General features: G+C 39.4%; 24 protein-coding genes. 17 read left to right on the top strand and 7 right to left on the bottom strand.

The genetic code is table 11. The features are described from left to right. Positions 1 to 65: 65 nt before the first annotated feature. The 5 genes from MHB45_RS11020 (at position 66) to MHB45_RS11000 (ending at position 5,499) form a co-directional block, all read left to right on the top strand. A complete protein-coding gene (locus MHB45_RS11020; protein ID WP_048687106.1) occupies positions 66 to 614 on the top strand; it encodes a GNAT family N-acetyltransferase in 549 nt (182 codons plus the stop codon). A gap of 221 nt (positions 615 to 835) precedes the next feature. Further along, entirely contained in the window at positions 836 to 2,293 is a 1,458-nt protein-coding gene (locus MHB45_RS11015; protein WP_048687107.1) for a CoA-acylating methylmalonate-semialdehyde dehydrogenase, read from the top strand. A gap of 71 nt (positions 2,294 to 2,364) precedes the next feature. Then, positions 2,365 to 3,705, top strand: coding sequence for an aspartate aminotransferase family protein (locus MHB45_RS11010; protein ID WP_340907872.1), 1,341 nt, complete (start codon positions 2,365 to 2,367; stop codon positions 3,703 to 3,705). 287 nt (positions 3,706 to 3,992) lie between these two features. Then, the gene (locus MHB45_RS11005; RefSeq protein ID WP_053535163.1) at positions 3,993 to 4,607 is read left to right on the top strand and encodes an NUDIX hydrolase; all 615 of its coding nucleotides are present in this window, start codon (positions 3,993 to 3,995) and stop codon (positions 4,605 to 4,607) included. A 94-nt stretch (positions 4,608 to 4,701) separates the two neighbouring features. Next, positions 4,702 to 5,499, top strand: a complete 798-nt coding sequence (locus MHB45_RS11000) for an endonuclease I family protein (RefSeq protein WP_048687112.1) — start codon at positions 4,702 to 4,704, stop codon at positions 5,497 to 5,499. Between the two features lie 62 nt (positions 5,500 to 5,561). Here the strand turns inward: MHB45_RS11000 and MHB45_RS10995 are convergent, their stop codons facing one another. The 3 genes from MHB45_RS10995 to MHB45_RS10985 all read right to left on the bottom strand — a co-directional run bounded on the left by MHB45_RS10995 (position 5,562) and on the right by MHB45_RS10985 (position 9,003). Next, on the bottom strand, positions 5,562 to 6,620 hold the full coding sequence (locus MHB45_RS10995) for a lactonase family protein (protein ID WP_048687113.1): 1,059 nt from the start codon (positions 6,618 to 6,620) through the stop codon (positions 5,562 to 5,564). Positions 6,621 to 6,761: 141 nt separating this feature from the next. Beyond that, positions 6,762 to 8,525: an adenine deaminase gene (gene ade, locus MHB45_RS10990; protein WP_072273043.1), complete on the bottom strand. Its 1,764-nt coding sequence runs from the start codon at positions 8,523 to 8,525 to the stop codon at positions 6,762 to 6,764. Between the two features lie 25 nt (positions 8,526 to 8,550). Beyond that, positions 8,551 to 9,003 (bottom strand): nucleoside deaminase, encoded by a 453-nt coding sequence (locus MHB45_RS10985; protein WP_048687127.1) that lies wholly within the window; start codon positions 9,001 to 9,003, stop codon positions 8,551 to 8,553. A 259-nt stretch (positions 9,004 to 9,262) separates the two neighbouring features. Here MHB45_RS10985 and MHB45_RS10980 point away from each other — a divergent pair, with 259 nt between their 5' ends. The 10 genes from MHB45_RS10980 to MHB45_RS10935 all read left to right on the top strand — a co-directional run bounded on the left by MHB45_RS10980 (position 9,263) and on the right by MHB45_RS10935 (position 17,005). Then, entirely contained in the window at positions 9,263 to 10,165 is a 903-nt protein-coding gene (locus MHB45_RS10980; RefSeq protein ID WP_034307016.1) for an AEC family transporter, read from the top strand. 251 nt (positions 10,166 to 10,416) lie between these two features. Beyond that, positions 10,417 to 10,827, top strand: coding sequence for a hypothetical protein (locus MHB45_RS10975; RefSeq protein ID WP_081088609.1), 411 nt, complete (start codon positions 10,417 to 10,419; stop codon positions 10,825 to 10,827). Between the two features lie 423 nt (positions 10,828 to 11,250). Next, positions 11,251 to 11,979, top strand: coding sequence for an amino acid ABC transporter ATP-binding protein (locus MHB45_RS10970; RefSeq protein WP_048687119.1), 729 nt, complete (start codon positions 11,251 to 11,253; stop codon positions 11,977 to 11,979). Positions 11,980 to 11,998: 19 nt separating this feature from the next. Then, the gene (locus MHB45_RS10965) at positions 11,999 to 12,826 is read left to right on the top strand and encodes a transporter substrate-binding domain-containing protein (protein WP_072273042.1); all 828 of its coding nucleotides are present in this window, start codon (positions 11,999 to 12,001) and stop codon (positions 12,824 to 12,826) included. Positions 12,827 to 12,932: 106 nt separating this feature from the next. Next, a complete protein-coding gene (locus tag MHB45_RS10960) occupies positions 12,933 to 13,571 on the top strand; it encodes an amino acid ABC transporter permease (RefSeq protein ID WP_048687123.1) in 639 nt (212 codons plus the stop codon). 14 nt (positions 13,572 to 13,585) lie between these two features. After that, positions 13,586 to 14,236: an amino acid ABC transporter permease gene (locus tag MHB45_RS10955; protein WP_034307000.1), complete on the top strand. Its 651-nt coding sequence runs from the start codon at positions 13,586 to 13,588 to the stop codon at positions 14,234 to 14,236. Positions 14,237 to 15,324: 1,088 nt separating this feature from the next. Further along, on the top strand, positions 15,325 to 15,606 hold the full coding sequence (locus MHB45_RS10950; RefSeq protein WP_063577730.1) for a DUF4190 domain-containing protein: 282 nt from the start codon (positions 15,325 to 15,327) through the stop codon (positions 15,604 to 15,606). 110 nt (positions 15,607 to 15,716) lie between these two features. Beyond that, entirely contained in the window at positions 15,717 to 16,037 is a 321-nt protein-coding gene (locus MHB45_RS10945) for a type II toxin-antitoxin system HicB family antitoxin (protein WP_048686335.1), read from the top strand. Between the two features lie 279 nt (positions 16,038 to 16,316). After that, entirely contained in the window at positions 16,317 to 16,766 is a 450-nt protein-coding gene (locus MHB45_RS10940) for a nucleoside 2-deoxyribosyltransferase (RefSeq protein WP_081088608.1), read from the top strand. A gap of 110 nt (positions 16,767 to 16,876) precedes the next feature. Then, entirely contained in the window at positions 16,877 to 17,005 is a 129-nt protein-coding gene (locus tag MHB45_RS10935; RefSeq protein WP_260088845.1) for a hypothetical protein, read from the top strand. Positions 17,006 to 17,393: 388 nt separating this feature from the next. Here MHB45_RS10935 and MHB45_RS10930 read toward each other — a convergent pair whose 3' ends face one another. Then, positions 17,394 to 18,137: a L,D-transpeptidase family protein gene (locus MHB45_RS10930; RefSeq protein WP_048686339.1), complete on the bottom strand. Its 744-nt coding sequence runs from the start codon at positions 18,135 to 18,137 to the stop codon at positions 17,394 to 17,396. Between the two features lie 225 nt (positions 18,138 to 18,362). Here MHB45_RS10930 and MHB45_RS10925 point away from each other — a divergent pair, with 225 nt between their 5' ends. Then, on the top strand, positions 18,363 to 18,815 hold the full coding sequence (locus MHB45_RS10925; protein WP_072273041.1) for a YueI family protein: 453 nt from the start codon (positions 18,363 to 18,365) through the stop codon (positions 18,813 to 18,815). Between the two features lie 286 nt (positions 18,816 to 19,101). Here MHB45_RS10925 and MHB45_RS10920 read toward each other — a convergent pair whose 3' ends face one another. Both MHB45_RS10920 and MHB45_RS10915 read right to left on the bottom strand, forming a co-directional pair. Then, entirely contained in the window at positions 19,102 to 20,169 is a 1,068-nt protein-coding gene (locus MHB45_RS10920) for an AI-2E family transporter (RefSeq protein ID WP_048680736.1), read from the bottom strand. A gap of 501 nt (positions 20,170 to 20,670) precedes the next feature. After that, entirely contained in the window at positions 20,671 to 21,939 is a 1,269-nt protein-coding gene (locus MHB45_RS10915; protein WP_048680739.1) for an L-lactate MFS transporter, read from the bottom strand. A 643-nt stretch (positions 21,940 to 22,582) separates the two neighbouring features. Here MHB45_RS10915 and MHB45_RS10910 point away from each other — a divergent pair. Beyond that, positions 22,583 to 23,671, top strand: a complete 1,089-nt coding sequence (locus MHB45_RS10910) for a branched-chain amino acid aminotransferase (RefSeq protein WP_034306982.1) — start codon at positions 22,583 to 22,585, stop codon at positions 23,669 to 23,671. Positions 23,672 to 23,709: 38 nt separating this feature from the next. Here MHB45_RS10910 and MHB45_RS10905 read toward each other — a convergent pair whose 3' ends face one another. Continuing rightward, positions 23,710 to 24,396: a helix-turn-helix transcriptional regulator gene (locus MHB45_RS10905; RefSeq protein WP_048680741.1), complete on the bottom strand. Its 687-nt coding sequence runs from the start codon at positions 24,394 to 24,396 to the stop codon at positions 23,710 to 23,712. Between the last annotated feature and the right edge of the window lie 44 nt (positions 24,397 to 24,440).

The raw sequence follows: 24,440 nt of genomic DNA, 5'->3' as shown, positions 1-24,440 counted from the left end.
ATTGGAAAGGCGATTGCTTACCAATCTTGCTATAATACTAATAATCAATGGAATGGGGTGTAATCATGAACGTGAAAGAGATATATGGACAGCTGCCTGCCCTGGAATCAAAACGATTGATCATGAGGAAAGTCACCATGAATGATGCCGAAGACATGTTCGCTTATGCATCCAACAATGAAGTTTCCCGTTACGTCACATGGGAAGCCCATCGTTCCCTAAGTGATACAAAAGATTTTATCCGATTTATCCTTCAAAATTATGAGGATAAGAAAATCGCTCCATGGGGCATAGAACACAAGGAAAGCGGTAAGTTGATTGGTACCATTGATTTTGTTTCATGGCAGGTTGACCATCATAGTGCGGAAATAGGGTATGTGCTTGCACCAGAATATTGGGGGAGTGGCTTGATGACGGAGGCAGCCCAAAAGATAATCGCCTTTGGCTTCGAAAATATGAACCTAGTTCGAATACAAGCAAGGTGCTTCGTTGAAAATTCAGGTTCAGAGCGAGTCATGCAAAAGGCTGGTATGTCTTTTGAGGGAATAATAAGAAAAGGAATGTTCGTCAAGGGGAAGCATCAAGACCTAAAGCTATATTCCATTATAAAATGATGGCTGCGAAGTCAGCTGATTAAAGGGAAAGTAATAAGAAAAATATACATCGTTTGCGAAGTGTGAATTTCTGTTGTTGATTATGATGGATATGGGAAAGCCAGAAACAAACAATATGTGCAAATATTGAATCAAAAACTATACAAAACGTCTAATGTAAAAAGTCGTTTTGAAAAATATAATGAAACTATGAAATCGTGTTGAAATGGAGGGTTTATTTAATGACAGTTATCAATGAAGTAGAAACGTTGAAAAATTATATCGGTGGCAAATGGGTTGATTCCACAACTTCGAAACATGAACAAGTGCCTAACCCGGCAACAGGAGAAGCATTGGCAATCGTACCCCTTTCAACTAAGGAAGATGTAAACCAAGCGGTGGAGGTTGCTAAAAAGGCGTATAAAGAATGGAAAAAGGTCGCCGTTCCAAAAAGAGCTCGCTTCTTATTCCGTTACCAGCAATTACTGATTGAACACTGGGATGAGCTTGCAAAGCTGGTCACTATCGAAAACGGAAAAAGCTATACAGAAGCATATGGTGAGGTTCAGCGCGGGATTGAATGCGTGGAGTTCGCAGCAGGTGCCCCTACCTTGATGATGGGAAGTCAGCTTCCTGATATTTCCCCAGGCATTGAATCTGGCATGTATCGTTATCCAATGGGTGTCGTTGCCGGGATTACGCCGTTTAATTTCCCGATGATGGTGCCATGTTGGATGTTCCCGCTGGCAATAGCTTGTGGAAATACGTTTATCTTAAAACCTTCAGAACGGACACCGCTTTTGGCCAACCGTCTCGTGGAATTATTGACAGAAGCCGGTGTTCCGGATGGTGTTGTCAATATTGTCCATGGTGCCCACGATGTCGTGAATGGGATATTGGAACATGAAGACATTAAAGCGGTATCATTTGTGGGATCTCAGCCTGTCGCAGAGTATGTATACAAAACGGCCGCTGCCAATAAAAAACGTGTCCAGGCTTTATCGGGTGCGAAAAATCATTCGATCGTCATGCCTGATGCAGATTTGGATAATGCGGTAACGAACATAACGAATGCAGCTTTCGGATCTGCAGGCGAGCGCTGCATGGCTGCGTCAGTGGTTGTTGCGGTGGGAGAAGTGGGAGATACGCTCGTTGAGAAATTAAAGGCTGCAGCGGATAACATCAAGATTGGAAATGGAATGGATAAGGACGTTTTCCTGGGACCTGTAATCCGTGATACTCATAAAAAAAGAACAGAACAATACATTGAAATCGGGGAAAAAGAAGGAGCTGTCCTCCTTCGTGATGGCAGGAATGAAGGCGATCAGGAAAAAGGCTATTACGTTGGACCGACATTATTTGATCATGTAAAAACAAACATGAAAATATGGAGTGATGAAATTTTTGCTCCTGTCTTATCCATAGTACGAGTTAATACTCTTGAAGAAGCAATTGAATTGACCAATCAATCCGAATTTGCCAATGGTGCCTGCCTCTATACGGATAGTGCAAAAGCCATCCGTGAATTTCGCGAAGAAATTGATGCAGGTATGCTTGGCATTAACCTTGGGGTACCCGCGCCAATGGCATTCTTTCCATTTTCCGGATATAAAAGTTCGTTTTATGGGGACCTTCATGCCAATGGGAAAGACGGCGTGGAATTTTACACCAGAAAGAAAATGTTAACGGCAAGATACTGATAGGAAAAAGGGGGTCGGCGCAATTTGTGGTCGGCCTTCCTTTATACATTATTTTAGGAGGAGTGTAGTTTATGCAGGTTGAAAAACAGGGTCAGGATCTTAAAGCGATGGATGGTAAGTATGTATGGCATCATATGAAAGGGGCTGAACCCACCCCTGGTGCAATGGTGATTAAAAACGGGCAAGGAGCATGGATTACGGATGTTGATGGGAATCGTTTCCTGGATGGGATGTCTGGTTTATGGTGTGTCAACGTCGGTTATGGCCGCACGGAACTGGCTGAAGCAGCTTACGAGCAGCTGAAGGAACTTCCTTATGCCCCTTTAACGAATAGCCACATCCCGGCTATTAAGCTAGCGGAGAAATTAAATGAATGGCTTGGTGGGGATTATGTGATTTTCTTCTCTAACAGCGGTTCAGAAGCCAATGAGGCTGCCTTTAAAATTGCGCGGCAGTATCATCAGCAAAAGGGTGAACATGGACGCTATAAATTCATTTCGCGTTATCGCGGCTATCATGGCAATTCAATGGGAGCCCTGTCAGCTACCGGGCAGGCACAGCGAAAATATAAATATGAACCTCTCGCCCCAGGGTTTCTTCATGTATCACCGCCAGATTCTTACCGAAATCCAGAGGATGAAAGCGGTGAAAAAAGTGCAGCGGAAATTGAACGTACCATTACATGGGAGCTGAGCGAAACGGTGGCTGCGGTCATCATGGAACCAATCATCACCGGGGGCGGAATTTTGATGCCGCCCGATGGATATATGAAACGTGTCAAAGAAATTTGTGAGAAAAATGGTGTCCTTCTCATTTCGGATGAGGTCATTTGCGGGTTCGGCCGTACTGGTAAGAAATTCGGATTTATGAACTATGATGTAAAACCAGACATCGTAACAATGGCTAAAGGAATCACGAGCGCTTATTTGCCATTATCAGCTACTGCCGTCAAACGTGAAATTTATGAAGCGTATATTGGCTCAGACGTTTATGACCGCTTTCGGCATGTAAATACATTTGGCGGCAATCCTGCTGCCTGTGCCGTCGCTTTGAAGAATATTGAAATATATGAAAATGAAAAACTAATAGAACAGTCCAAGGAGTTAGGGCTACGCTTTCTGCAAGAGTTTGAAGAAATCAAATCTCATCCCAATGTTGGGGATGTACGCGGGAAAGGTTTGTTGGTAGGCATTGAACTAGTGGAAGATAAACTGACCAAACAGCCGATCGAACTTTCCAAAATCAATAAAGTCATTGCTTCATGCAAAGAAAAGGGGCTGATCATAGGGAAAAATGGCGATACAGTAGCAGGTTTCAATAATATCCTGACTCTTGCTCCCCCGCTTAGTATAACTGAAGAGGATTTTGCATTCATCATAGCGACGGTAAAGCGAACGTTAGCTGAACTATAAAAATAAAATGAAAAAACAGAATATTCAACGATTTCATGTATGTGCCTGTTGATACACATAACTTGCTTTTTAAATGAGGCTGATACGTCAGTTTTAGCGCCGTTCGGAACTTTGAACGGTGCTTTTGTCTATGATCAAGGAAGAATAAGAGGTAAAGGAATCTAATAGAAATTATAGGCGATATTTTGGAATCGTTTTCCTTGCTTAGTTAAAGCGGATGTTCGAAAATGGAATGATAAGGAGTAGTGATAGAATATCTATATTATCCGGCAGAAGAGGTGAGGGACATGAATAATGAAGATATAACAAAAAAATTAACATTACATATCCCTGAAATTTTAGGGAGTGGGAATTTTTCAAAGTATGCTGTATTGGTACCGCTAATAGAGAAAGAAGATGGAATTCATGTTCTTTTCGAAGAGCGTTCACACAAACTGAGGAGGCAGCCGGGGGATATATGTTTTCCGGGTGGGAAAATAGACAAGCTGGATCATGATGAACAGGCTGCTGCCCTAAGGGAAACATATGAGGAACTTAATTTGCGAAAAGAAGATATCGAAAACGTCTTTCCAATCGATTATTTGGTATCTCCATTCGGGATGATTGTCTATCCTTATGCAGGATTTGTTCGTAACCATCAACGGATAATACCTAATCCAGCTGAGGTAGAAACCATTTTTACGGTCCCGCTTTCCTTTTTCATGGAAAAACCGCCAGAAATTTATCATGTGGAATATAAAGTGGAACCGCATGCAAACTTCCCCCATGATTTAGTCGTTGGCGGGGAGAATTATAAATGGCAGCCAAAACAGATGGAAGAGTATTTTTACTTATATAATGGTCGGGTAATCTGGGGAATGACAGCGAAAATCCTTACCCATTTTATTGAAATTCTTCGTTAGACACTTCTAAAGCACCTTTTTTTTTCGGTCTATTTCTATTAAGCTTTTATTATGGTAAAAGTTAGGTTTTTAATAGAAGCGGGGGGATGAGTGGATGAAGTATAGTTTTGAAGTACTTGAAAAAGAACGGGAAATGGCAATGGCTGCACTAGTCAACTTCAATGAAAACCGCGAATACTATGATGAAACCAAAGATCAGGAACTTAAGCTGGCATACTACAAAGATGGTTCCTTGGACCGGGAAGGATTGAAGGACCTACTTGTGGCAACCCATAAAAACCAGCTGAACTACTCACCGCATCGTCATGTTTACCCATGGGTGGACTTACAGGAAAATGGCCAGCTGAAAAGTCTGTATTCCGGTAAAGGGATGGATCCTGCACAAGTGATTGAGGAAGATATCCGTATACTGGAAGTGTTGTCAAGAGGTATTGAATCAACAAATTCGGAGAATATTCTCGTTAATTGTGAACATGTAGTACCTCAATCATGGTTCGATAAAAAAGAACCGATGAGGGGGGATTTGCATCATCTGTTCGCCTGTGAACCAACGTGTAATAGCAGCCGGAGTAACTATCCATACCATGATTTTGAGGATTATATCCCTGAAAGATCGGCTGCCGGTATAAAAGCGGGTTGCGGGAAATCAGACGAAAGTAAATTCGAGCCCGAATACGGAAAAGGGATCGTGGCGAGGGCAACTTTGTATTTTTTACTCAGATATGAGGGAATCATCGATAGCGGCAAAATCGACCTGGCACTGCTTTTGGAATGGCATCGGCTTTTTCCCGTCAGCACTTATGAAAAACATAGAAACCTCGCTATACATGAAATGCAGGGTAATCGTAACCCATATATAGATTTTCCCGAAATGGCAGAGAATTGGAATTAAAGTAGGGCATAAAAAAGAGGATTGAAGCTGCAGTTAAAGCTTCAATCCTCTTTTATTATGAATTATAAGAATTTAACGCAAACAGGGAAGGGAACTTGAACATCCTTTTGCAATAATGTTAATTTTCCGTCATGCTCATTCCGGGCATATAGTGTCAAGTTTCCTGATTGTTCATTAGAAGCGATCAGAAATTTTCCGCTAGGGTCCAATGAAAAATCACGCGGCCAATGTCCTTCGGTGGAAACCAGCTGCACGAATGCCAGTTTGCCTGTTTCTTGATTGATTTCGTAAACGGCAATACTATCATGTCCGCGGTTTGCGGCATATATGAATCGCCCGTCATCAGAAATATGAATGGCGCTTCCTTGGTTATTTTCCTTGAAATCTTCCGGGACGGTCCGTACCGTTTGCAATTCAGAAAAACTACCGGTTTGACTATCGAAGCTCAAAACAATCACTTCTGGTACAAGTTCTGCCATGACATAAGCAAATTTACCGTTTGGGTGGAAGGTCAGATGCCGTGGTCCGCTGCCGGGAGCAACAGATAAGCTGTTTACTTCTTCCAAAACCCCATTATGTATTTTATAGGTTATTACTTTATCTATTCCGAGGTCGACAACAGCAATGAACCTTTCATCCGGCGTGAAACCAGCGAAGTGAGTGTGTGCTTTTTCCTGACGTTCTTGATTCGGTCCATGCCCTTCATGTTGAACAGTTGATGATACAGGCAAAGGTGTCGCATCGTCATGAAGCGGATATGATTCAATCACGCCTTCTCCATAACTGGAAGTGACCAAAACCTGTTTCTTGCTGTCGACACTTATATGGCAGGAAGAGCCATTTGGTGTCAGTTGTTTGCCTAAGAAGGTAAGCTCACCTGAATCTTCACTAATCGAATAGGATGAAACTCCACCGCTGCCAGCTTCTTTTAAAATGGCGAAGAGATTCTTTTTGTCCTGGCTGATGGCGACATAAGTCGGATCGGTCAATTCTGCTGCAAGAACCGGTGTGCTGAGCTTTCCTTCTGCTGTATCTAAAGTAAATCGGTAAATGCCTTCGCTGTTTCCTTTTGTGTAAGTGCCTATGTATCCAATGAAGTTCTGTTGATCATGTTTTGCCATATTTATCTCCTCCAAGAAAGATTTGTGTTTATTATTATTTTAACATAGATGATGCCCATATATCCTTTTCCCGTTTTATGTTGAGTCGGAACCTTTTTCTTTTTAAATTTTTTTAGATGAAAAAAAAACCCGACTATCGGGTTAATTTAAATCGACTGGCTTTGAGGCTTCGAGGGGGATATGCCTAAACTCAGAAACGGAAAATAAACCCTGATCCGTCAGTTTGATTTCAGGGATGACAGGTAGCGCCAAGAAGGCAAGTGTAAGAAAAGGGTTGAAATGCCTGTTAGAACCGAGTTTCAATAAGGCTTCATCGATGTGCTTCAATGAATGGACCACATCCATATAATTGCATTCACTCATCAAACCAGCTATTGGAAGGGGAAGGGAGGCTAGTATTTTTCCATTTTGGATTACAGTCAATCCACCCTGCATTTTTTTGATTTCCTTAGCTGCCAGAAGCATATCCTGGTCATTCGTTCCGGCAATGATCAAATTATGTGAATCATGGGCTACTGTCGTGGCAATGGCTCCTGATTTCAACCCGAGCCCTTTGACGATTCCCAGGCCCACTTGTTTGGTCATATGATGCCGTTCAATAACAGCAAGTTTTAGATGATCAACATGTTCGGAGAACTGAAATAGACCATCATGATTAAGTGTGACCGGTTCAATCGAATGCTTTGTAATCAAGCTGTTTGGAGTTATCTCAATAATATTAGCGAACTCATTTTTAATAGGTATCGCGAAATCATCTCCGGTTATTTCATGAAATTGAACAGAGTGCTTCAACCCGTCGGTAATAACCTGTTTCTCATCAGCTGGATAGTTAAGCAATCGATTATTTTGTACCATAAGCTTTCCATCTTTGAAGACCGAATGGAGGATGACTGAATCAAGATCATCCAGTAGTAGGAAGTCTGCCTTGTATCCAGGTGCAATTGCACCATGTTCCTTTAATCCAAAGCATTCCGCTGCATTAATGGTCGCCATTTGAATGGCGGTAATTGGCGGGACACCTGTTTCTATGGAAAGTCGAACGTTGTGATCGATACTTCCTTCAGAAACTATATCATCTAGGTGCCGGTCATCGGTGACGAATAAACAACGGCGGGAGTTCTTCTCATTAATAACTGGAATCAGGTTAATTAAATCTTTGGCGACGGTGCCTTCCCTGATCATAAGATACATTCCTTTACGCAGTCTTTCTTTTGCCTCTTCCGCTGTAGTGCATTCATGATCTGTTTTAATGCCTGCACTTAGATAAACATCGAGCTGTTGTTCGGATAATCCAGCTGCATGGCCATCGATGCTTTTGCCCAGTCTGTTTGCATCGTATATTTTTTGCAGCATATCTTCATCTGTATGTGAAACGGCGGGAAAATTCATTATTTCGGCTAAACCAAGCACTCTTGGGTTTTGATAAAAGGAAATTAAATCTTCACTTCTTAAGACTGCACCAGAATGTTCAAACTCCGTAGCAGGTACACAAGAGGGCATCATGAAGTAAAAATCAAAAGGAAGTTGATCGGATTGTTCAATCATATATTCCATGCCCTTTTTGCCAGAAACATTGGCAATTTCATGAGGATCCGCAACGATGCAGGTCACACCATGTAAAAGGAGGATTTTTGCAAGTTCATAAGGCCTGACCATCGATGATTCTATATGAACATGGCCATCAATGAAGGAAGGGCATACGAATTTTCCTGCAGCATCGATTTCCGAAGTACCCTCATAACGCCCAATTCCAGCAAAGTAACCATCGGCGATCGCAATGTCGCCTGTATAGATATCGCCATTGAAAACATCTATGATTTGCCCGTTCTTAATGACGCAATCTGCAGGTGTTCTTCCTGTTGCAACGTCAATTCTCCTTTTAAGCAAGTTTTTTTTCATATTCATAACCCCTTTGGCCATATATAACCGGTTAATATTTCACTTTTTCCGTATTGGTTTCCCATGTTCGGAATGGTAAATCGTGGTCATTAAAAGACAATTGTTTCATTTTAATCTTGCGGTTTTCCATTGGCAGGGCAAGTTCTTGGTAGATAAAGTGATCATCAAAGCCAATAACTGCAGCGTCTTCTTTAGTGCATGCGTAATAAATGGCTTTTGGACGTGCCCAATAAATAGCACCGATGCACATGGGGCATGGTTCGCAGCTAGTGTAAATTTCACAATCTGTAAGCTGGAAGCTGTCGAGATTCCTGCATGCATCACGAATCGCCTGTACTTCGGCGTGCGCTGTAGGATCGTTGGCCGTTGTCACATTATTACATCCTCTGCCTACGACTTTGCCATCTTTTACGATAATAGCACCAAAAGGACCTCCGTTCTTAGCCAGTACATTTTCATTTGCAAGTCGAACGGCCATTTCCATGAATTTTACATCCACTAAAAAAACACCCCTTCATAATATTAATAACCCAAAAGTGTTAATGTTACGTTTTTTAACGTAAATATAATAAACAATATATCATATGTCTAGGGAAATTGAATATTGTTTTCTGAAAATAAAGAAAAATCAAATTATTTTGGGGTTTATGAGTGTAATCAAAAGAATTTAAAAGAATTTTTACAAATAATTATAAAACTGATATTGTTAGAAGAAAATCATTAGAATTATGAAGGTGATATGCATGGGTTTTTTGGGAGTTCTATTACCGATATTCGGTATATTTGTTTTAGGTTTCATCGGTCAGAAAAAGTTTAATCTTGATACAAAATCGATTTCCACGATGGCATTATATTTAATGTCACCTTTTCTCGTGTTCCGGACTTTTTATTCCGCAGAATTTACGATTAATTATTTTTACCTGTTCTTATTCACGATAGTACTTTGCCTTTCTCTCATACTGGTAGTCTACATTATATCTTTTTTTCGCAATTATACAGTCACTGAAACAAGCGGCATGATATTGGCATCGGCATTCATGAATAACGGGAATTACGGTACACCCGTCATTTTCCTGTTATTCGGAGCCGCAGGACTCGATTATGCAATCATCCTTATGGTGGGACAGCAGTTAGTGATGTGCACGATCGGCATTTATTTCGCAGCAAAGGGCAGTCCTGAAGGAAACGGAGTTCAAACAGCAATTAAAGCGGTTTGTCGAATGCCAATTGTTTATGGAGCTATTGCAGGAACAGTATTTCAGTTCGTGAACATACCTTTAAGCAATTCGGTTATGGAAGCTATTAATCTTGTTGCAAACGCAGCTATCCCAACAATCATGATTACACTGGGAATGCAGCTGGCCAACATTTCCCTGAAAAAAATTGCTTATCGAAAGCTATCAGTTTCACTTCTTCTTAAACTTGCCGTTTCACCAGCAATTGCCTTCCTGTTATCACTCGCCTTGCCAGTGGGTGAAATGGTCAGGCATATCATGATCATCGTAGCTGCCATGCCAACAGCGGCCAACACTACGATGTATGCGCTCCAATTCAACACGGAGCCTGAATTCGTTTCAAGTGCTACATTCATCAGTACATCATTAAGCCTGATTACGCTTCCCATCATCTTTTTCTTTGTATTATAGAAGATTATGATTCTAATTATGTGGGCAAACTTATTATAAACACTAATCGGAGGTCGTGATCCGGCCAAATTATCGGCATTGCCCTTTATGACCAAATCTTGGGCTAGGTACCCATCGCGGTTTATGAACTTATGCCATTAATTTAGGTGTTGATGAAAAAATGATTTCAACAATTTCATTTTAATATTAAATTGTAGCTTATTAAACTGGTGTTTGGTATTTTAATGCCAGTATTTGATTGGAGGGGTTTTGTGTTCCAGACTGAAATTAAATTGATTAATCCTGGAAAGATTGATGCCATACTAAAGGAAATCGTCCTGAAAACCTTTGAAGAAGCACTGGAAGAAAAACTCTTGCTATGCATGGAGTGCGGAGATGTCGATTTTTATATCGCGTATTCAAATAATGAGGAACTTCAAGATGCGATTAATGAAAACTTTGAAATTGATGAATGTGGTGAAATCATGAAAATAGATGAGCATCAGGAACTTATGGATGATTTATACGATTATTTCTTGATCATACATAAGGAAAGTGATTTGTTTGACTTTTTTCCAGCAGGTCCATATACCCACAATGGGGAAATTCATGAATCAGATACCGATATGCTGGCGCCAAGGGGTTTGTATTCAGCACCATTTGAAGATGCGATAAAGGAATAATACGAAAAGACAGCAAATGCTGTCTTTTTGTATTATTAAAAGCATATTCAGTTTTCGGGAAATAAAAGATTTTTTTACAAAAAGAGGGATTTTTTTGTAGGATATCAGTTTGAATTTACCAGTTTTATGAAATATAGCAATAATATCATGAAATATGATATCGTTTTTAACAATTTAAAGTTTATATGGTAATTTTAAGAAATATTATATATAATAAAAAATGTGAATATTGAATATATTATTTGAATTACTAGTTTAAAATAACAATAAAAATGGACTTTTCACAATGAATTATGAAATATTGGGAAATAATTTTTGAAGAAAGGATTATACATAAGATTTGTTTCGAGTTAAAAGAGTGATATATTACGCTTTTAGAATTCTGATTATTATAAATTTTCAGTTTTGGGCAGGGGGCTAATTATGATAGTTTTTGACCGAGTGAATAAGTATTATGGCGATTTCCATGTATTGAAAGAAATTAATCTAACAATCAAAAAAGGGGAAGTGGTAGTGGTCATCGGACCTTCCGGATCAGGAAAAAGTACACTGCTTCGATGCATTAATCGTCTAGAGACCATTTCGCAAGGTTCCCTTTCAATTAATGGTCTAAATGTAGCGGATAAAAAGACGGACATAAACAAACTTCGTCGGAATATCGGTATGGTTTTCCAGCATTTTCACTTATATCCCCATAAAACAGTGCTCGAGAATATCATGCTTGCTCCCAGGAAAGTCCTGGGGCAATCCGAAGAGGAAGCGAAAAAGATTGCACTGAAGTATTTGGACAAAGTGGGGATTGGAGATAAAGCGAATTCATTTCCTTCTCAGCTTTCAGGTGGACAGCAGCAACGGGTAGCGATTGCCAGAGGTTTGGCAATGGGGCCTGAAATCATGCTATTTGATGAACCTACCTCAGCCTTGGATCCAGAAATGATTGGCGAGGTACTGGATGTAATGAAAGCACTTGCCCATGAAGGTATGACGATGGTGGTGGTCACGCACGAAATGGGGTTTGCCCGTGAAGTAGCGGATCGAATCGTATTCATGGACGAAGGCAGGGTTTTAGAAGAGGCATCACCGGCTGAGTTTTACGCCAATCCTCGTGAAGAGAGGGCTCGTTTATTCCTTAGCCGTATATTAAATCATTAAAAAAACAGGGGTGAATTACATGTTGAAGAAAAAGAAATGGTTAAAATTATCTTTGCTATCATTACTGGCTGTCATTTTATTAGCTGGATGCGGCGGGGGGAACGATTCAGACAAAGCTGAAGAGGGTGGAGGTAAAGGCAAAGAAAAAGATGTTCTCGCACAAGTGAAGGAAAAGGATAAAATCGTTTTTGGGGTGAAAAATGATACAAGACTATTCGGTTTGAAGAATCCTAGTACTGGAGAGGTTGAAGGCTTTGATATTGATATTGCTAAAGCTCTTGCAGCAGAAATCCTTGGTGATGAGACTAAAGTTGAATTTAAAGAAGTGACTTCTAAAACCAGGATGGCCTTATTGAATAATGGTGATATCGATGCGATTGTAGCGACCATGACAATCACGGAAGATCGTAAAAAAGAAGTAGACTTCACAGATGTTTATTTCGACGCCGGACAATCTTTGTTGGTCAAAAAGGGCAGCGATATCAAGGGTATTGATAGTTTAAAAGGGAAAAAGGTATTGGCTGTCAAAGGCTCTACTTCTTCCATAAATATCCGTGAAAAAGCTCCTGAAGCACAAGTGCTTGAATTTGAAAACTATTCCGAAGCGTTCGCTGCACTTAAATCCGGACAAGGGGATGCATTGACAACGGATGATTCCATCCTTTATGGAATGGCAGATGAAGATCCGAGTTATGAGCTTGTTGGCGGTACATTTACGGAAGAACCTTATGGTATTGCCGTGAAAAAAGGAAATGCTGAATTTGTTGAAGAGTTGAATAAAGCCCTTAAGTCTCTTAAAGATTCAGGCAAGTACGATGAAATCCATGATAAATGGATTAAACATTAAACATTTCAGCAAATGGATATGGGAAGTTGACCTTAAATAACATTTGAACATTTGTCTGTGAGGATGAGCGTTTTGCTCATCCTTACTAGTTAAAGGAGTGTATGCCGTGCTTGATTTCTCCATTTTAACAGAGAATCTGGATATGTATTTATTAGGCTTTAAAAATACGATCATGTCGAGTTTGGTCGCGTTGATAGCGAGTTTGATTCTTGGTGTGCTAATTGCCATCATGCGGATTGCACCATTAAAGCCACTAAACTGGCTGGGTACCGCCTATGTTGAGTTCATTCGGAACATCCCGTTATTGATCATTACCTTTTTCTTCTTTCTCGGTCTTAAACTAAGCGGGCTATACGCCGGTACATTGGCCTTGACCATTTACACTTCATCTTTCATAGCTGAGGCAATTCGAGCAGGCATACTTTCTGTGCCAAAGGGTCAAATGGAAGCTGCCCGTTCATCAGGTCTGACTTATGGACAGGCAATGAGGCTCGTCATTCTGCCGCAGGCCGTTAAAATAGTCATTCCTCCTTTAGGAAACCAATTTATCAATCTAGTAAAGAATTCTTCCATTTTGGCCGTTGTTGCAGGACTCGATCTTATGTACCACGGGGACTTGATTTCTTCAAGGACATTTGTCGTGTTTGATGTGTACATTTTCGTGGCAGCGTTTTACTTAATTCTTACCATTCCTTTAAGTTTTGGCGTTGGTTATTTGGAAAAACGTCTGGCTAAGAGTAATTGAGGGAGGTATAAGATATGGATTTTGCAGGTGCCTATACACCAGATAATCTTAAGTTTTTATTAGAAGGATTTTGGGTAACGCTCCAGGTAGCTTTTATATCCATTATTCTAAGTTTCATTATTGGCGGTCTTGTAGGTATAATACGATACGCAAAAGTGCCGGTGTTATCACAAATATTAGCTTTGATTGTAGAAACTGTACGTAATTTGCCTCTGTTATTAATCATATTTTTTACGTATTTTGCTTTGCCGGAGATACGGATTAAACTGGAAATCATTCCAGCAGCCATAGTTGCCTTGACAATTTTCGAGTCAGCCATGCTTTCTGAAGTCATTCGAAGTGGGCTAAAATCCATTGATAAAGGCCAAATGGAAGCTGCCCGTTCATCAGGTTTGAGCTATACACAGGCATTGATACATATTATTCTGCCCCAAGCGCTGCGCCGCATGGTTCCTCCTATTGTCAGCCAATTCATTTCTTTATTAAAGGACACCTCTTTAGCTGTTGTCATCTCTTTACCGGAGCTGACGCATCATGGTCAAATCATATATGGACAAAGTCAAAAGTACTTAATACCGATTTTGATCCTGGTGGCTCTCATGTATTTCATAGTTAACTATAGCCTTTCTTTGGTAGCCCAGAGACTTGAATTGAAACGAACCTAAAAAAACGACTCAGAAATGAGTCGTTTTCTATTTGTCTAGGAGATTCGGAAGTGTCTCACCCTCAACCTTGTTTTAAAACTTGTTTATACTCCATGATCCATACAGTCAGCGAAAAAGGAGCGGACTTCTGAAATCGACTGGAATAAATATTTTAAGAAGAAACCGTAGGCTGGACTCATTCGAACCGAGTTTAAGACTAGGTTATCCTTCATGATTTTATAACTGTAATCCTCAATGGATGGAAGAAATTTGCGACACTCCTGCCGAAACACTGGCTAGCCGAGACCCCACAGGCGCTTGTGCCGAGGAGGCTTGGCAGACAGGCAGCGGAAAGGGAGCGGATTTCTGGAATCAACTGGAATGTTGTTTTAAGAAAAAACCGTAGGCTGGACTCATTCGAACCGAGTTAAAGACTAGGTTATCCTTCATGATTTTATAACTGTAATCCTTAATGGATGGAAGAAATTTGCGGCACTCCTGCCGAATAACTGGCTAGCCGAGACCCCACAGGCGCTTGTGCCGAGGAGGCTTGGCAGACAGTCAGCGGAAAGGGAGCGGATTTCTGGAATCAACTGGAATGTTATTTTAAGAAAAAACCGTAGGCTGGACTCATTCGAACCGTGTTAAAGACTAGCTTATCCTTCATGATTTTATAACTGTAATCCTTAATGGATGGAAGAAATTTGCGACACTCCTGCCGAAACACTGGCTAGCCGAGACCCCACAGGCGCTTGTGCCGAGAAGGCTTGGCAGACAGTCGGCGGAAAGGGAGCGGATTTTTGGAATCAACTGGAATGTTATTTTAAGAAAAAACCGTAGGCTGGACTCATCCCAAACAAGTTGAAACTAAGTTATCCTTCATGGTTTTATACTGTAATCCTTAATGGGTGAAGAGATATACGACACTCCAGCCGAATGGCTAGCCGAGACCCCGGAGACGTTTACTTTGATGCGGCTTGGCAGATAGCCGTCGGAAAGGGAGCCGACCTCTGGAATCAACTGGAATATCAATAATGAATGAGTACACAAAAAATGAATCTTTTGCTTTTAATAACCGTATATATAAAGGAAGAAAGAAGGTGGAATATATGTCGGAAATTAAAAGAAGCAATAGCAAAGCGATTGTATCATTGATCATGGGGGTATTATCCCTGTTTATTCCAATCATCGGCATCATATTAGGTATTTTAGGGTTAATATTTGCATCGAAGAGTAAACAAGAAATGAACCTTACTGGTGAATCTGGAAATGGTTTAGTGACAGCTGGAAAAGTGTGCAGCATTATAGGAATAATCTTGAATGTTCTCATGATTTTGATTTTCATGGTGTTTTTTTATTTCGTAGTCAATACGGACATATCAACCTATTGAATGTAAGTATTAACTTGACAAACAAAGAAAAGTAATTTAAACCTATATAAAATGGAAATTCATGTTATAATTATTATAAATATCTAAATATCGTATGAAGGGATGATATTTTGACCATTCAAATCTTTGAGTACCCAGCCGTATTCTATTATGAAAAGCACCCGTTGATTATCGACTCTTTTTCCGTTCAAGTTTGTTTCCCGGATTTTAGGCGAGAAGGAATTATTTCTTCCGTTAGCGGTAGGAATCGGGTAGATGCCTTAGCTTGTGCTCAAGAACTGTTGGAATCCATGGTCGAACATTTTATACACGATAAAAAAACAATCCCGGATGCAAGCGAAATGGAAAAGGTGAATCTGGATCGGGGAATTAATATATGTGAGGCTGCACCCTTCAGAATTGAAATAGAAAATATCACATATGAAAAATAAAAAAACCTTGCCGGTTAAAGGACAAGGTTTTTATTTTGGATTACTTGAATTTGTAACCCGGAATGTCAGACCAGTACATACATATTATTTTTTTAGTAAGCTGAAGTCGATAGTGATAATAGTGCCACTTCATAAAATATAAAAAAACCATCATTACCTGTAAAAGGAATGATGGTTTTTTTCACTAAAAAAATCCCCATTTAATTATTTTTGGGGAAAGGATATTGCGTTCTTTATAACGAATATGTATAGTATAGGTAACATAGGTAAAAAGTATCAATAGTTATATATTTTGGAGGTGTGTGTGTGAAATATTATATAGCATCAGACGAAAAAAATTTGAAGCAAGTAAAATCATTGATCAAGAAATTGACTTCAAAAGGATTTACTTGTGTGAATGACATGAATTTAATTACGAATGATGAGAAAAACCAAATAACGGACGACATTGGAGAATATGAAAAAAAGGGGATAGAGGAAGCCGATTTCATGCTAATCTTCCTAACCGCAGGAAAAGGTAATCTATATGAGCTTGGCTATGCTTTATCTTTAAATAAGAAAATAATTGTATATTCGCCTGAGAAAGACAATTATCATATTAATAAAAAATCAATATTTCATAATCTGCCCGAGGTAACAATCTGCAGCGGGACCTTTTATAAGCTGGTTAAATTGATACATACGCTCTCTCCGGAAGGATCTGAACAAGATTCACTGCATCTTAAATAAATGTCAAATGTAAAATTTTAAGGATACCCTCTAATAAAATTTCTTTTGAACGAATTGTTTAAAGTATTAAAAATGAGGGTAAAGACCATTAAAAAAGGGAGAGGACTGTTTTGGCCATTATTGATATCGACCAATTATTGTTAGCCACTGAAGCGATAGCAGAAGAGTCAGTTCCATTCCATCTTGATACATTTGACATCGATGAACTTTTAGATAATACGGATAATTGGAATTGGTAAAGAAAAGCATGCCCATAGAGGATATGCTTTTTTTAAAGCCTGATTACCTGTACGAAAATAATACAAGAAACCAGGCAGGTGGAGATATTTTAACGATTGGATAAAGTTAAAACCTGCGTCCTTTTACGAATCCTAAAATCACAAACATCGAAATGGTGCCGATAACAAAAATTGCTTTAATGGAATTCACTAGAATTTCATCGTACATTTGTATTACCTCCTTGTATGTAATGACAGTGCGATTATGATTAGCTGTTGATGTATAAATTATAACATAAAGTCAATATCTGTTGGTGGAAAATTAAAGACGATATGGGGAATAATGTATAGGGTGTACAGTTAAAATATAAAAAAGATATCCTCTAATCAGTGGATATCAGTGAGAAAATTATTTAAGTCCTAGTGCTTTTTTTGTTTTTGGTCCGACGATTCCATCAGAAGTAAGTTTTTTGGACTTTTGGAATTTCTTTACGGCTGTTTCGGTGTTTTTTCCAAATGACCCATCTACTCCTTTAGTGCTGTATCCAAGTTTAGTTAATCTTTTTTGCAGTTCGATAACTTGGGGGCCACTGCTTCCTTTCTTCAGGGTAGCGTTTGTATTTACCGGAAGGCTCCCAGATCCGCTCACTTTAAATCCATTCGTGGCAGCTATGTTGGCAAATGATTTATTCGAACTGGCAATCAATACTACAGTGTTCATTCTCACCCTATCGTAAAGCCATTGTACATCATTGTTATACATACGAATACAACCGGCACTTATATATTTCCCGATGGTTGTAGAATCATTATTGCCGTGTATTGCGTACGTATTTCCTGGTGTATTCCTTGCATTGATCCCCAGCCATCTTTTACCTAGAGGGTTTTTTGGGTCTCCGCCTCTGATGTTGCCTTTATAATAGGGTCGATTCACAATCTTTGTCACTACTTTAAACTTTCCTTCAGGAGTGTAGGAGGCTTTCTTACCTGTCGCCACGATGAATACCCTCACCAATTTATCATTTTCGTAATAGGCAAGCTGATTATTGGCTTTATTGATGATGATCAGTTGTCTTGCTGCCGCACCTGAAGTATTACTGAACCCCAAAAAACTAAAGGCGAAAATCAAAATAAATACAATTAATTTTTTCATGTTTTTCCCCGTCCCTCATTTAAGCAACCTACATTTACACATATACTATCCTATGCATGAAGTGAGGCTAAAGTGACGATTTTTTAAAATAAGGGTAGACTAATTAACTATGGGGAAAGTCAAACTTAGATCCAATTTCACTTTTATGCATATCAAAAGAATGATGGGCACTATTTTTGGCCATATTACATACATTATTGAAGTGAAAGCGGAGGTGGGTAAGATTTGTCACGCCTAAAGGTGGAGGACTATCTAGAACAAGGCATCCATGGTCCACAAGAAATCAAGGCTGGTGAACGAAGGGAGTTTCTGGGCACATTACGGGAACGCGTAGTCATCGTCCTAAAAAGAAGCCAAGTCTTTGAAACGAATGTATACCCGGAGATAGAGCAAATGATGAAGCAGTATCCCCATTCAAAGTTGTTTTTAAATGGGCAGATGGACTATCAATATCTAGGAAAATATATTAAATTGGCAATGAGGCATGATATTCCTTACAAAATCGTCCTAAACAAAGATCATAACTCCGATTTGGGTCTGGTGTTAGCGGAAAGTAACGCCATAAACAAAGAAGAAATTTATATACAGAAACAAATTCATGCCCAGCAAGTCATCAAAAAGAAAAGCTTCACAGCCTTTTTTAAACGCTGTGTTAAAAAATTATTAAAAAAACGTTGATGTAACTATCAACGTTTTTAGTTTGTCTACAAAAAAAGGGGGGGAATGGACTATTCCGGACCATGATAGTAAGACTAGGTTTTCCATAATGATTTTTAGTGATTTATGAAATGGAATGGAACTTTTTTTGAAAGAAAAAACACCCCGTAAATGTTAGTTTGGTGTCTAACATTTACGGGGCAGTTCAATTCTCTTACTTAAGAGTTGGTCTACAGTCTGAAACGAGTGCTTTTTGTTTTTATTTTCAATCGTTCTTTTAATTAAGTGTGTATACAACTTTTCCTGTTTATGTAACCCTATTCCGTAACTTGTAAAACTTCCTGAAATTCCCTATAATCGTTTTTACTACGGAATAGGTAGGGATGGCGATTAAAATGCCAATGAATCCGTATATTGATCCAGCAGCAAGCAGCAATAGGATAATGGTAAGCGGGTGAATGTTAAGCCGTTTACCCATTATATTCGGTGTAACCAAGTGCCCTTCGACCTGTTGAACGACAGTAAGGACAATGAGTACCTTCACTGCCAGCCCAATGTCTTGCTGTAAGGCAATGAAAAGGGCGGGGATGATGCTTATTAATGGACCAAGGAATGGTACAACGGTAAAAATCATGGCGAATAAGGCCAATACGAGTGCATAATCGAGACCGATAATAAGGTAGCCAACATACATCAAAGTCCCTATGACGATTGATATGATGAATTGACCGATAATATAAGTTGAGAGGGCTTTATCGACGTCTTTTAAAATTGTGTTCCCCTCTGATTCTACATCGTTCGGTATGTATTTTAATAGAAATGGTCGTAATTTATCTCCATCCTTCAAGAAATAGAATAAAATGAATGGTGTAATGACCAATACTGTTAATACACTAGTTATCGTGGATAAAATGGTATTGACATTCACGATGAGTTTTTCCGAATAATCTTTCAAATGCGTGACCGCTTTTTCTTTCAACTCCTCCATATTTACCATGCCAAAATCATTTTTTTCAATCATGACTTCAGATTCTTTAGAGAATTCCTTGACTTTACTGGGGAGGTTTTCAGATAATTTTTGAAATTGGTCAACGATTACAGGACTGCCAAAGTAACCTACCATCCCAATTATGCTAAATATAATCAAAAACACGGTGAAGATGCTAGCTGACCTCGGGATAAATTCAGTTAACAAGTTAACGACCGGCCGTAATATATAGTATAAAAGCCCAGCCGCAATTATAGGAAAAAACATGGCAGCAATGATTTTTTGCAGCGGCAGCAGAACATAATCAATCTTACCCAGTAAAAAAATAATTAAAATGATCAAAATTATCGCGCAAGCATATTTGAAAAACGGTTTATTGATCCACAAGACAATCCCCCCTAATTCCATCTCTTACTTGATTCCCTGATTTAGCTTAATGTTAAACTAAATAACTTGTTCTAATTGTTTGGTGTAAAATGATCATTCAACTTTTTTCGATATGGCTGACCAGAATTAAATGGGAATACAGTCTGTTAATATAGCGGCAAGCAAACAAAAACATGACTTTCACTGAAATATGAAAGTCAACTTTTAAAAATATTTGGTCACTTTGATTTTTACCTGTCCTCACGTTCATAAGTCGATAAGCCCAATAAATGCATTTCCTAGACTACTGCGGTTAAGTTTACGCAATGCGCAAAACTGCACCAGCTAGAAATCCTGCTGGGATGATAAATCGTAAAAAGTTTCAAAAAGATATCGATCCGGAAGATATCCGAAAGTTTTTAAGAGCAGCCGCCGGTTAGGCCAAAACAAAAAAGGCATCACCAAGGTAAATTCCGGTTATGGAAGTTTACTTGATCATGCCTTTTTATAAAGGTTATTAAATTAGGATATTTTACTTAATGTGTTCGTTGCGCCTTGTTTCTGTTCTCTTTGCATTTTTTTGATGTCCAGACGCAACCAGATGGAAATGGCGAATGCTATCGCAATTAATGCTGCGAAAACATAGAATACCGGGATATAACTGTTCGTACTTTCCCTGATTGCGGTAACTAACATAGGTCCGCAAACTCCGCCTAGAGACCATGTAGTTAAAAGGTAACCGTGGATGGCCCCAATTTCCTTAGTTCCAAATAAATCCCCGGCAAACGCAGGGAGATTTGAAAATCCTCCTCCGTAACAACTCACGACCAGCAAGATGAGTCCTTGGAACAATAGTGTGTTTGTAGTGGTAGGAAGTAAAAGGAACGCCCCGATTTGAATGATGAAGAAAATGACGAAAACATTTGGACGTCCAATATAATCAGATGCTGCTGCCCAGCCAAGTCTTCCTCCGCCATTAAAGATTCCCATAATACCAACTAATGTTGCTGCACCTGCTACAGACAGCCCGACAACGTCTTGAGCCATAGGTGAAGCTACCGAAATCATCATGATCCCTGCACTTGTATTGATCAGTTTCATGGACCATAACATCCAGAAGTGTTTAGTTTTAACCGCTTCTTTTGCAGTTAATTGCCTTAGGTCTTTCTTCAGTTCTTTCTTACCGGACTCAATATCTTTCTTCATTCCTTCAGGTAGCCAGTTGGCTTTTGGAGGTGCAATATAGGATGCCCCTAAGAACATCAGTATGAAATAGCCTGCGCCTAAAATATAATATGTAGTATAAATGCCAACGGATTCCATAAGGCTTGCAGCGACTGGGGCTGTAATGAGAGCTCCGGCACCGAAACCTAATACTGCCATTCCTGTTGCCAATCCCCTGCGATCTGGGAACCATTTGACTAAAGTGGATACTGGTGAAATGTACCCAATCCCCATACCAAGTCCACTTAACACCCCATATGTCAATAGGTAAAGCGGAAGTGAATCGACCATTACCGCTAAACCGGAACCGGCTTGTCCTAATCCGAATAATACGGCAGCGACCATAGCTGACTTCCTTGGACCATTTTTTTCTACGAATTTGCCAAAGAAGGCAGCAGAAGTTCCTGCAAGCGCCATCATTATTGTGAATGCTAACGTTACTTCAGTTTCTGACCACCCCATGGTCTCGACTAATGGTTTTTTGTAAACGCTATATGCGTATGCACCGCCAATGGAAAGGTGAATGGCGATGGCGGATAAAGCGATTAACCATCTGTTTTTTGTCATGTTGTTACCCCTTTTCGTTAAAGAATAAGAAAGTTGCATGCGTTTTATCTATAATATATCGTTTTGCATGCGTTTTATCTATCTCGTGGGATAAGTATATAAGAATATTATTTAGTAGTAAACTACTAAATTGAAATTCATGTAAAATTTTCCTCTGTGCTTAGAGTTGGGAAAAAACACTTTATGGATTCGGATTAAAAATGTTATATATTCTAAGGCTTTTAATATACATATAAGGTTTGCAGGTATTGCTTTGGTGCATTATTCACGAATCTGCCAAAAGTCTTTTCATTTATCGATTTTCCTGGTTACAAAAAGGGAAACGATTGAATTTACTCTTAAGGTGCGATGAACCAGAATTATTCTCATTGGCTTTATAGTGATTATTTTGATAAAATTAATCTAATATTCAAGACATATTAGCGTACCACTCGGAATTGATATTTTTAGTGGTTTCAGGAATAATTGATTCTTTTTTCAGGTATCATAGTCTGGAAATCAAAGAAAAACCAATTTATTTTAAAAAATTCCGAAAATTTCGTCTTAAAGGCTTGAACTATGATTCCTTATAGGAGTAAACTAATGAAAGATAGATTTTATGGAAGTGAAATCTTGTAAATTTAATCAACAAGGGGTTTTGGTAATGAAGGAACATGACATGCAAATCACGCTTAGTACAACAAAGAAAGAAAAACCACAAGCGGACCAGCTTGAGTTCGGTAAGCAGTTTACCGATCATATGTTTATTATGGATTACACACAAGGGCAAGGGTGGCATGATCCAAGAATTGTTCCTTATCAACCGCTCTCATTGGAGCCGTCAGCTATGATTTTTCACTATGGTCAATCCGTTTTTGAAGGATTGAAGGCATATGCAACACCTGAGGATGAAATTATCTTATTCCGTCCGGAAAAGAATTTCCAACGCTTAAATAGTTCGAATAGCCGATTATGCATACCGGATGTCGACGTTGATTTCGCGTTGAAGGCCTTAAAGACTTTAATTAGCGTTGATAAGGATTGGGTTCCCCAGGCAGAAGGGACATCTTTATATATCAGGCCATTCATTATAGCTACTGAGCCTTATCTTGGAGTATCTCCATCGAATAAGTATCAGTTCATCATCATCATGTCACCAGTGGGATCGTATTATAAAGAAGGCATCCATCCAGTTAAAATTGCAGTGGAGTCAGCTTTTACACGTGCAGTTAATGGAGGTACAGGTGAAGCCAAAACGGGCGGTAATTATGCATCGAGCCTAAAAGCCCAGGAAGTATCCGAAAAGATGGGTTATGCTCAAGTTCTTTGGTTAGACGGAGTGGAGAAAAAATATATCGAAGAAGTTGGAAGCATGAATGTTTTCTTCAAAATTAATGGTGAAATCATCACCCCTGCTTTAAATGGAAGCATCCTTCCGGGTATTACTCGTGATTCCATTATAGAATTGCTGAAACATTGGGGTCTTCCCGTGTCGGAAAGACGCATCTCGATGGAGGAAGTCCATGAAGCCTATAAATTGGGTCACTTGGAAGAGGCCTTTGGAACGGGAACAGCCGCGGTCATATCACCAATTGGTGAATTTTTGTGGAATGGTGAAGAAATGATTGTTCAAAGCGGAGAAACGGGCGAACTTTCCAGAAAGCTTTATGATACACTGACTGGTGTCCAAACAGGTAAAGTCACAGACGAGTTGAGCTGGACTACGAAAGTTGAAGAAAAAGTGACTCAATGATACTTAAAAAAACCTTCTTTGAAGGTTTTTTTTTGCTTTCAGATAATCATTTTGTGCCTTATGGCAACTGCGACGGCCTCGGTCCGATGATTCACTCCCAATTTCCTGATAGCAGAAGAAATATGATCTCTGACAGTAAATTCACTAACGCTCATTTTTGGTGCCATTTGCTTTAATCCCATCCCATTCGCTAAATATTGAAGGACCTCCACTTCACGTTTGCTTAGAAGGTAAGTGGGAGGGGCGGAATCGAATGTTGAACTGACAGCCAGTTTCAAATAATGGGAAAGCTTCATTAAATAATTCTTGGTAACGGGCTCGTTGGCGTGAATGGGGTCAACCAACACTATACCGATGGCCAAGTCATTCACAATTATCGGAATGATTGCCAATGAAGAGATGGAAAATCTTTTAACGTATTTTGCAGGGATGGAGGATTTCGCATGCTGAATGGTTAAGTATATGGGCTTGTTATGGATGACTGCTTGGTGGATCGGGTATATATCATGAATATTTTCTCTAACATTATGTAATGAAAAAGTATCTTCACTTGTACATGCACAAATTCCTTCACCCATTCCTGTTAAACATGAGTAACTGAATAAAGATGCTCGTTGAAATGAAAAAAAATCCACACAGCCCTTTACGATCATTTGTGATTTATTTGCCATATCTTTTTGTTGGGAAATCTTTTTTACATGATTCATCAGAGTTTCCTCAAGCATTCGACTTAATTCCTCCCTACATTTTCAGTACTAGGATAAATGCT

It is taken from the genome of Peribacillus sp. FSL K6-5616 (assembly GCF_038008245.1).
Lineage (GTDB): Bacteria > Bacillota > Bacilli > Bacillales > DSM-1321 > Peribacillus > Peribacillus frigoritolerans.
This window is presented reverse-complemented; position numbering and strand designations above follow the sequence as displayed.

Bases quoted from the DNA above. Each gene is read 5' to 3' on its own strand.
- MHB45_RS11020 (WP_048687106.1), top strand. From the start codon at position 66: ATGAACGTGAAAGAGATATATGGACAGCTGCCTGCCCTGGAATCAAAA.
- MHB45_RS11015 (WP_048687107.1), top strand. From the start codon at position 836: ATGACAGTTATCAATGAAGTAGAAACGTTGAAAAATTATATCGGTGGC.
- MHB45_RS11010 (WP_340907872.1), top strand. From the start codon at position 2,365: ATGCAGGTTGAAAAACAGGGTCAGGATCTTAAAGCGATGGATGGTAAG.
- MHB45_RS11005 (WP_053535163.1), top strand. From the start codon at position 3,993: ATGAATAATGAAGATATAACAAAAAAATTAACATTACATATCCCTGAA.
- MHB45_RS11000 (WP_048687112.1), top strand. From the start codon at position 4,702: ATGAAGTATAGTTTTGAAGTACTTGAAAAAGAACGGGAAATGGCAATG.
- MHB45_RS10995 (WP_048687113.1), bottom strand. From the start codon at position 6,620: ATGGCAAAACATGATCAACAGAACTTCATTGGATACATAGGCACTTAC.
- ade (WP_072273043.1), bottom strand. From the start codon at position 8,525: ATGAATATGAAAAAAAACTTGCTTAAAAGGAGAATTGACGTTGCAACA.
- MHB45_RS10985 (WP_048687127.1), bottom strand. From the start codon at position 9,003: ATGGAAATGGCCGTTCGACTTGCAAATGAAAATGTACTGGCTAAGAAC.
- MHB45_RS10980 (WP_034307016.1), top strand. From the start codon at position 9,263: ATGGGTTTTTTGGGAGTTCTATTACCGATATTCGGTATATTTGTTTTA.
- MHB45_RS10970 (WP_048687119.1), top strand. From the start codon at position 11,251: ATGATAGTTTTTGACCGAGTGAATAAGTATTATGGCGATTTCCATGTA.
- MHB45_RS10965 (WP_072273042.1), top strand. From the start codon at position 11,999: ATGTTGAAGAAAAAGAAATGGTTAAAATTATCTTTGCTATCATTACTG.
- MHB45_RS10955 (WP_034307000.1), top strand. From the start codon at position 13,586: ATGGATTTTGCAGGTGCCTATACACCAGATAATCTTAAGTTTTTATTA.
- MHB45_RS10950 (WP_063577730.1), top strand. From the start codon at position 15,325: ATGTCGGAAATTAAAAGAAGCAATAGCAAAGCGATTGTATCATTGATC.
- MHB45_RS10930 (WP_048686339.1), bottom strand. From the start codon at position 18,137: ATGAAAAAATTAATTGTATTTATTTTGATTTTCGCCTTTAGTTTTTTG.
- MHB45_RS10915 (WP_048680739.1), bottom strand. From the start codon at position 21,939: ATGACAAAAAACAGATGGTTAATCGCTTTATCCGCCATCGCCATTCAC.
- MHB45_RS10910 (WP_034306982.1), top strand. From the start codon at position 22,583: ATGAAGGAACATGACATGCAAATCACGCTTAGTACAACAAAGAAAGAA.
- MHB45_RS10905 (WP_048680741.1), bottom strand. From the start codon at position 24,396: ATGCTTGAGGAAACTCTGATGAATCATGTAAAAAAGATTTCCCAACAA.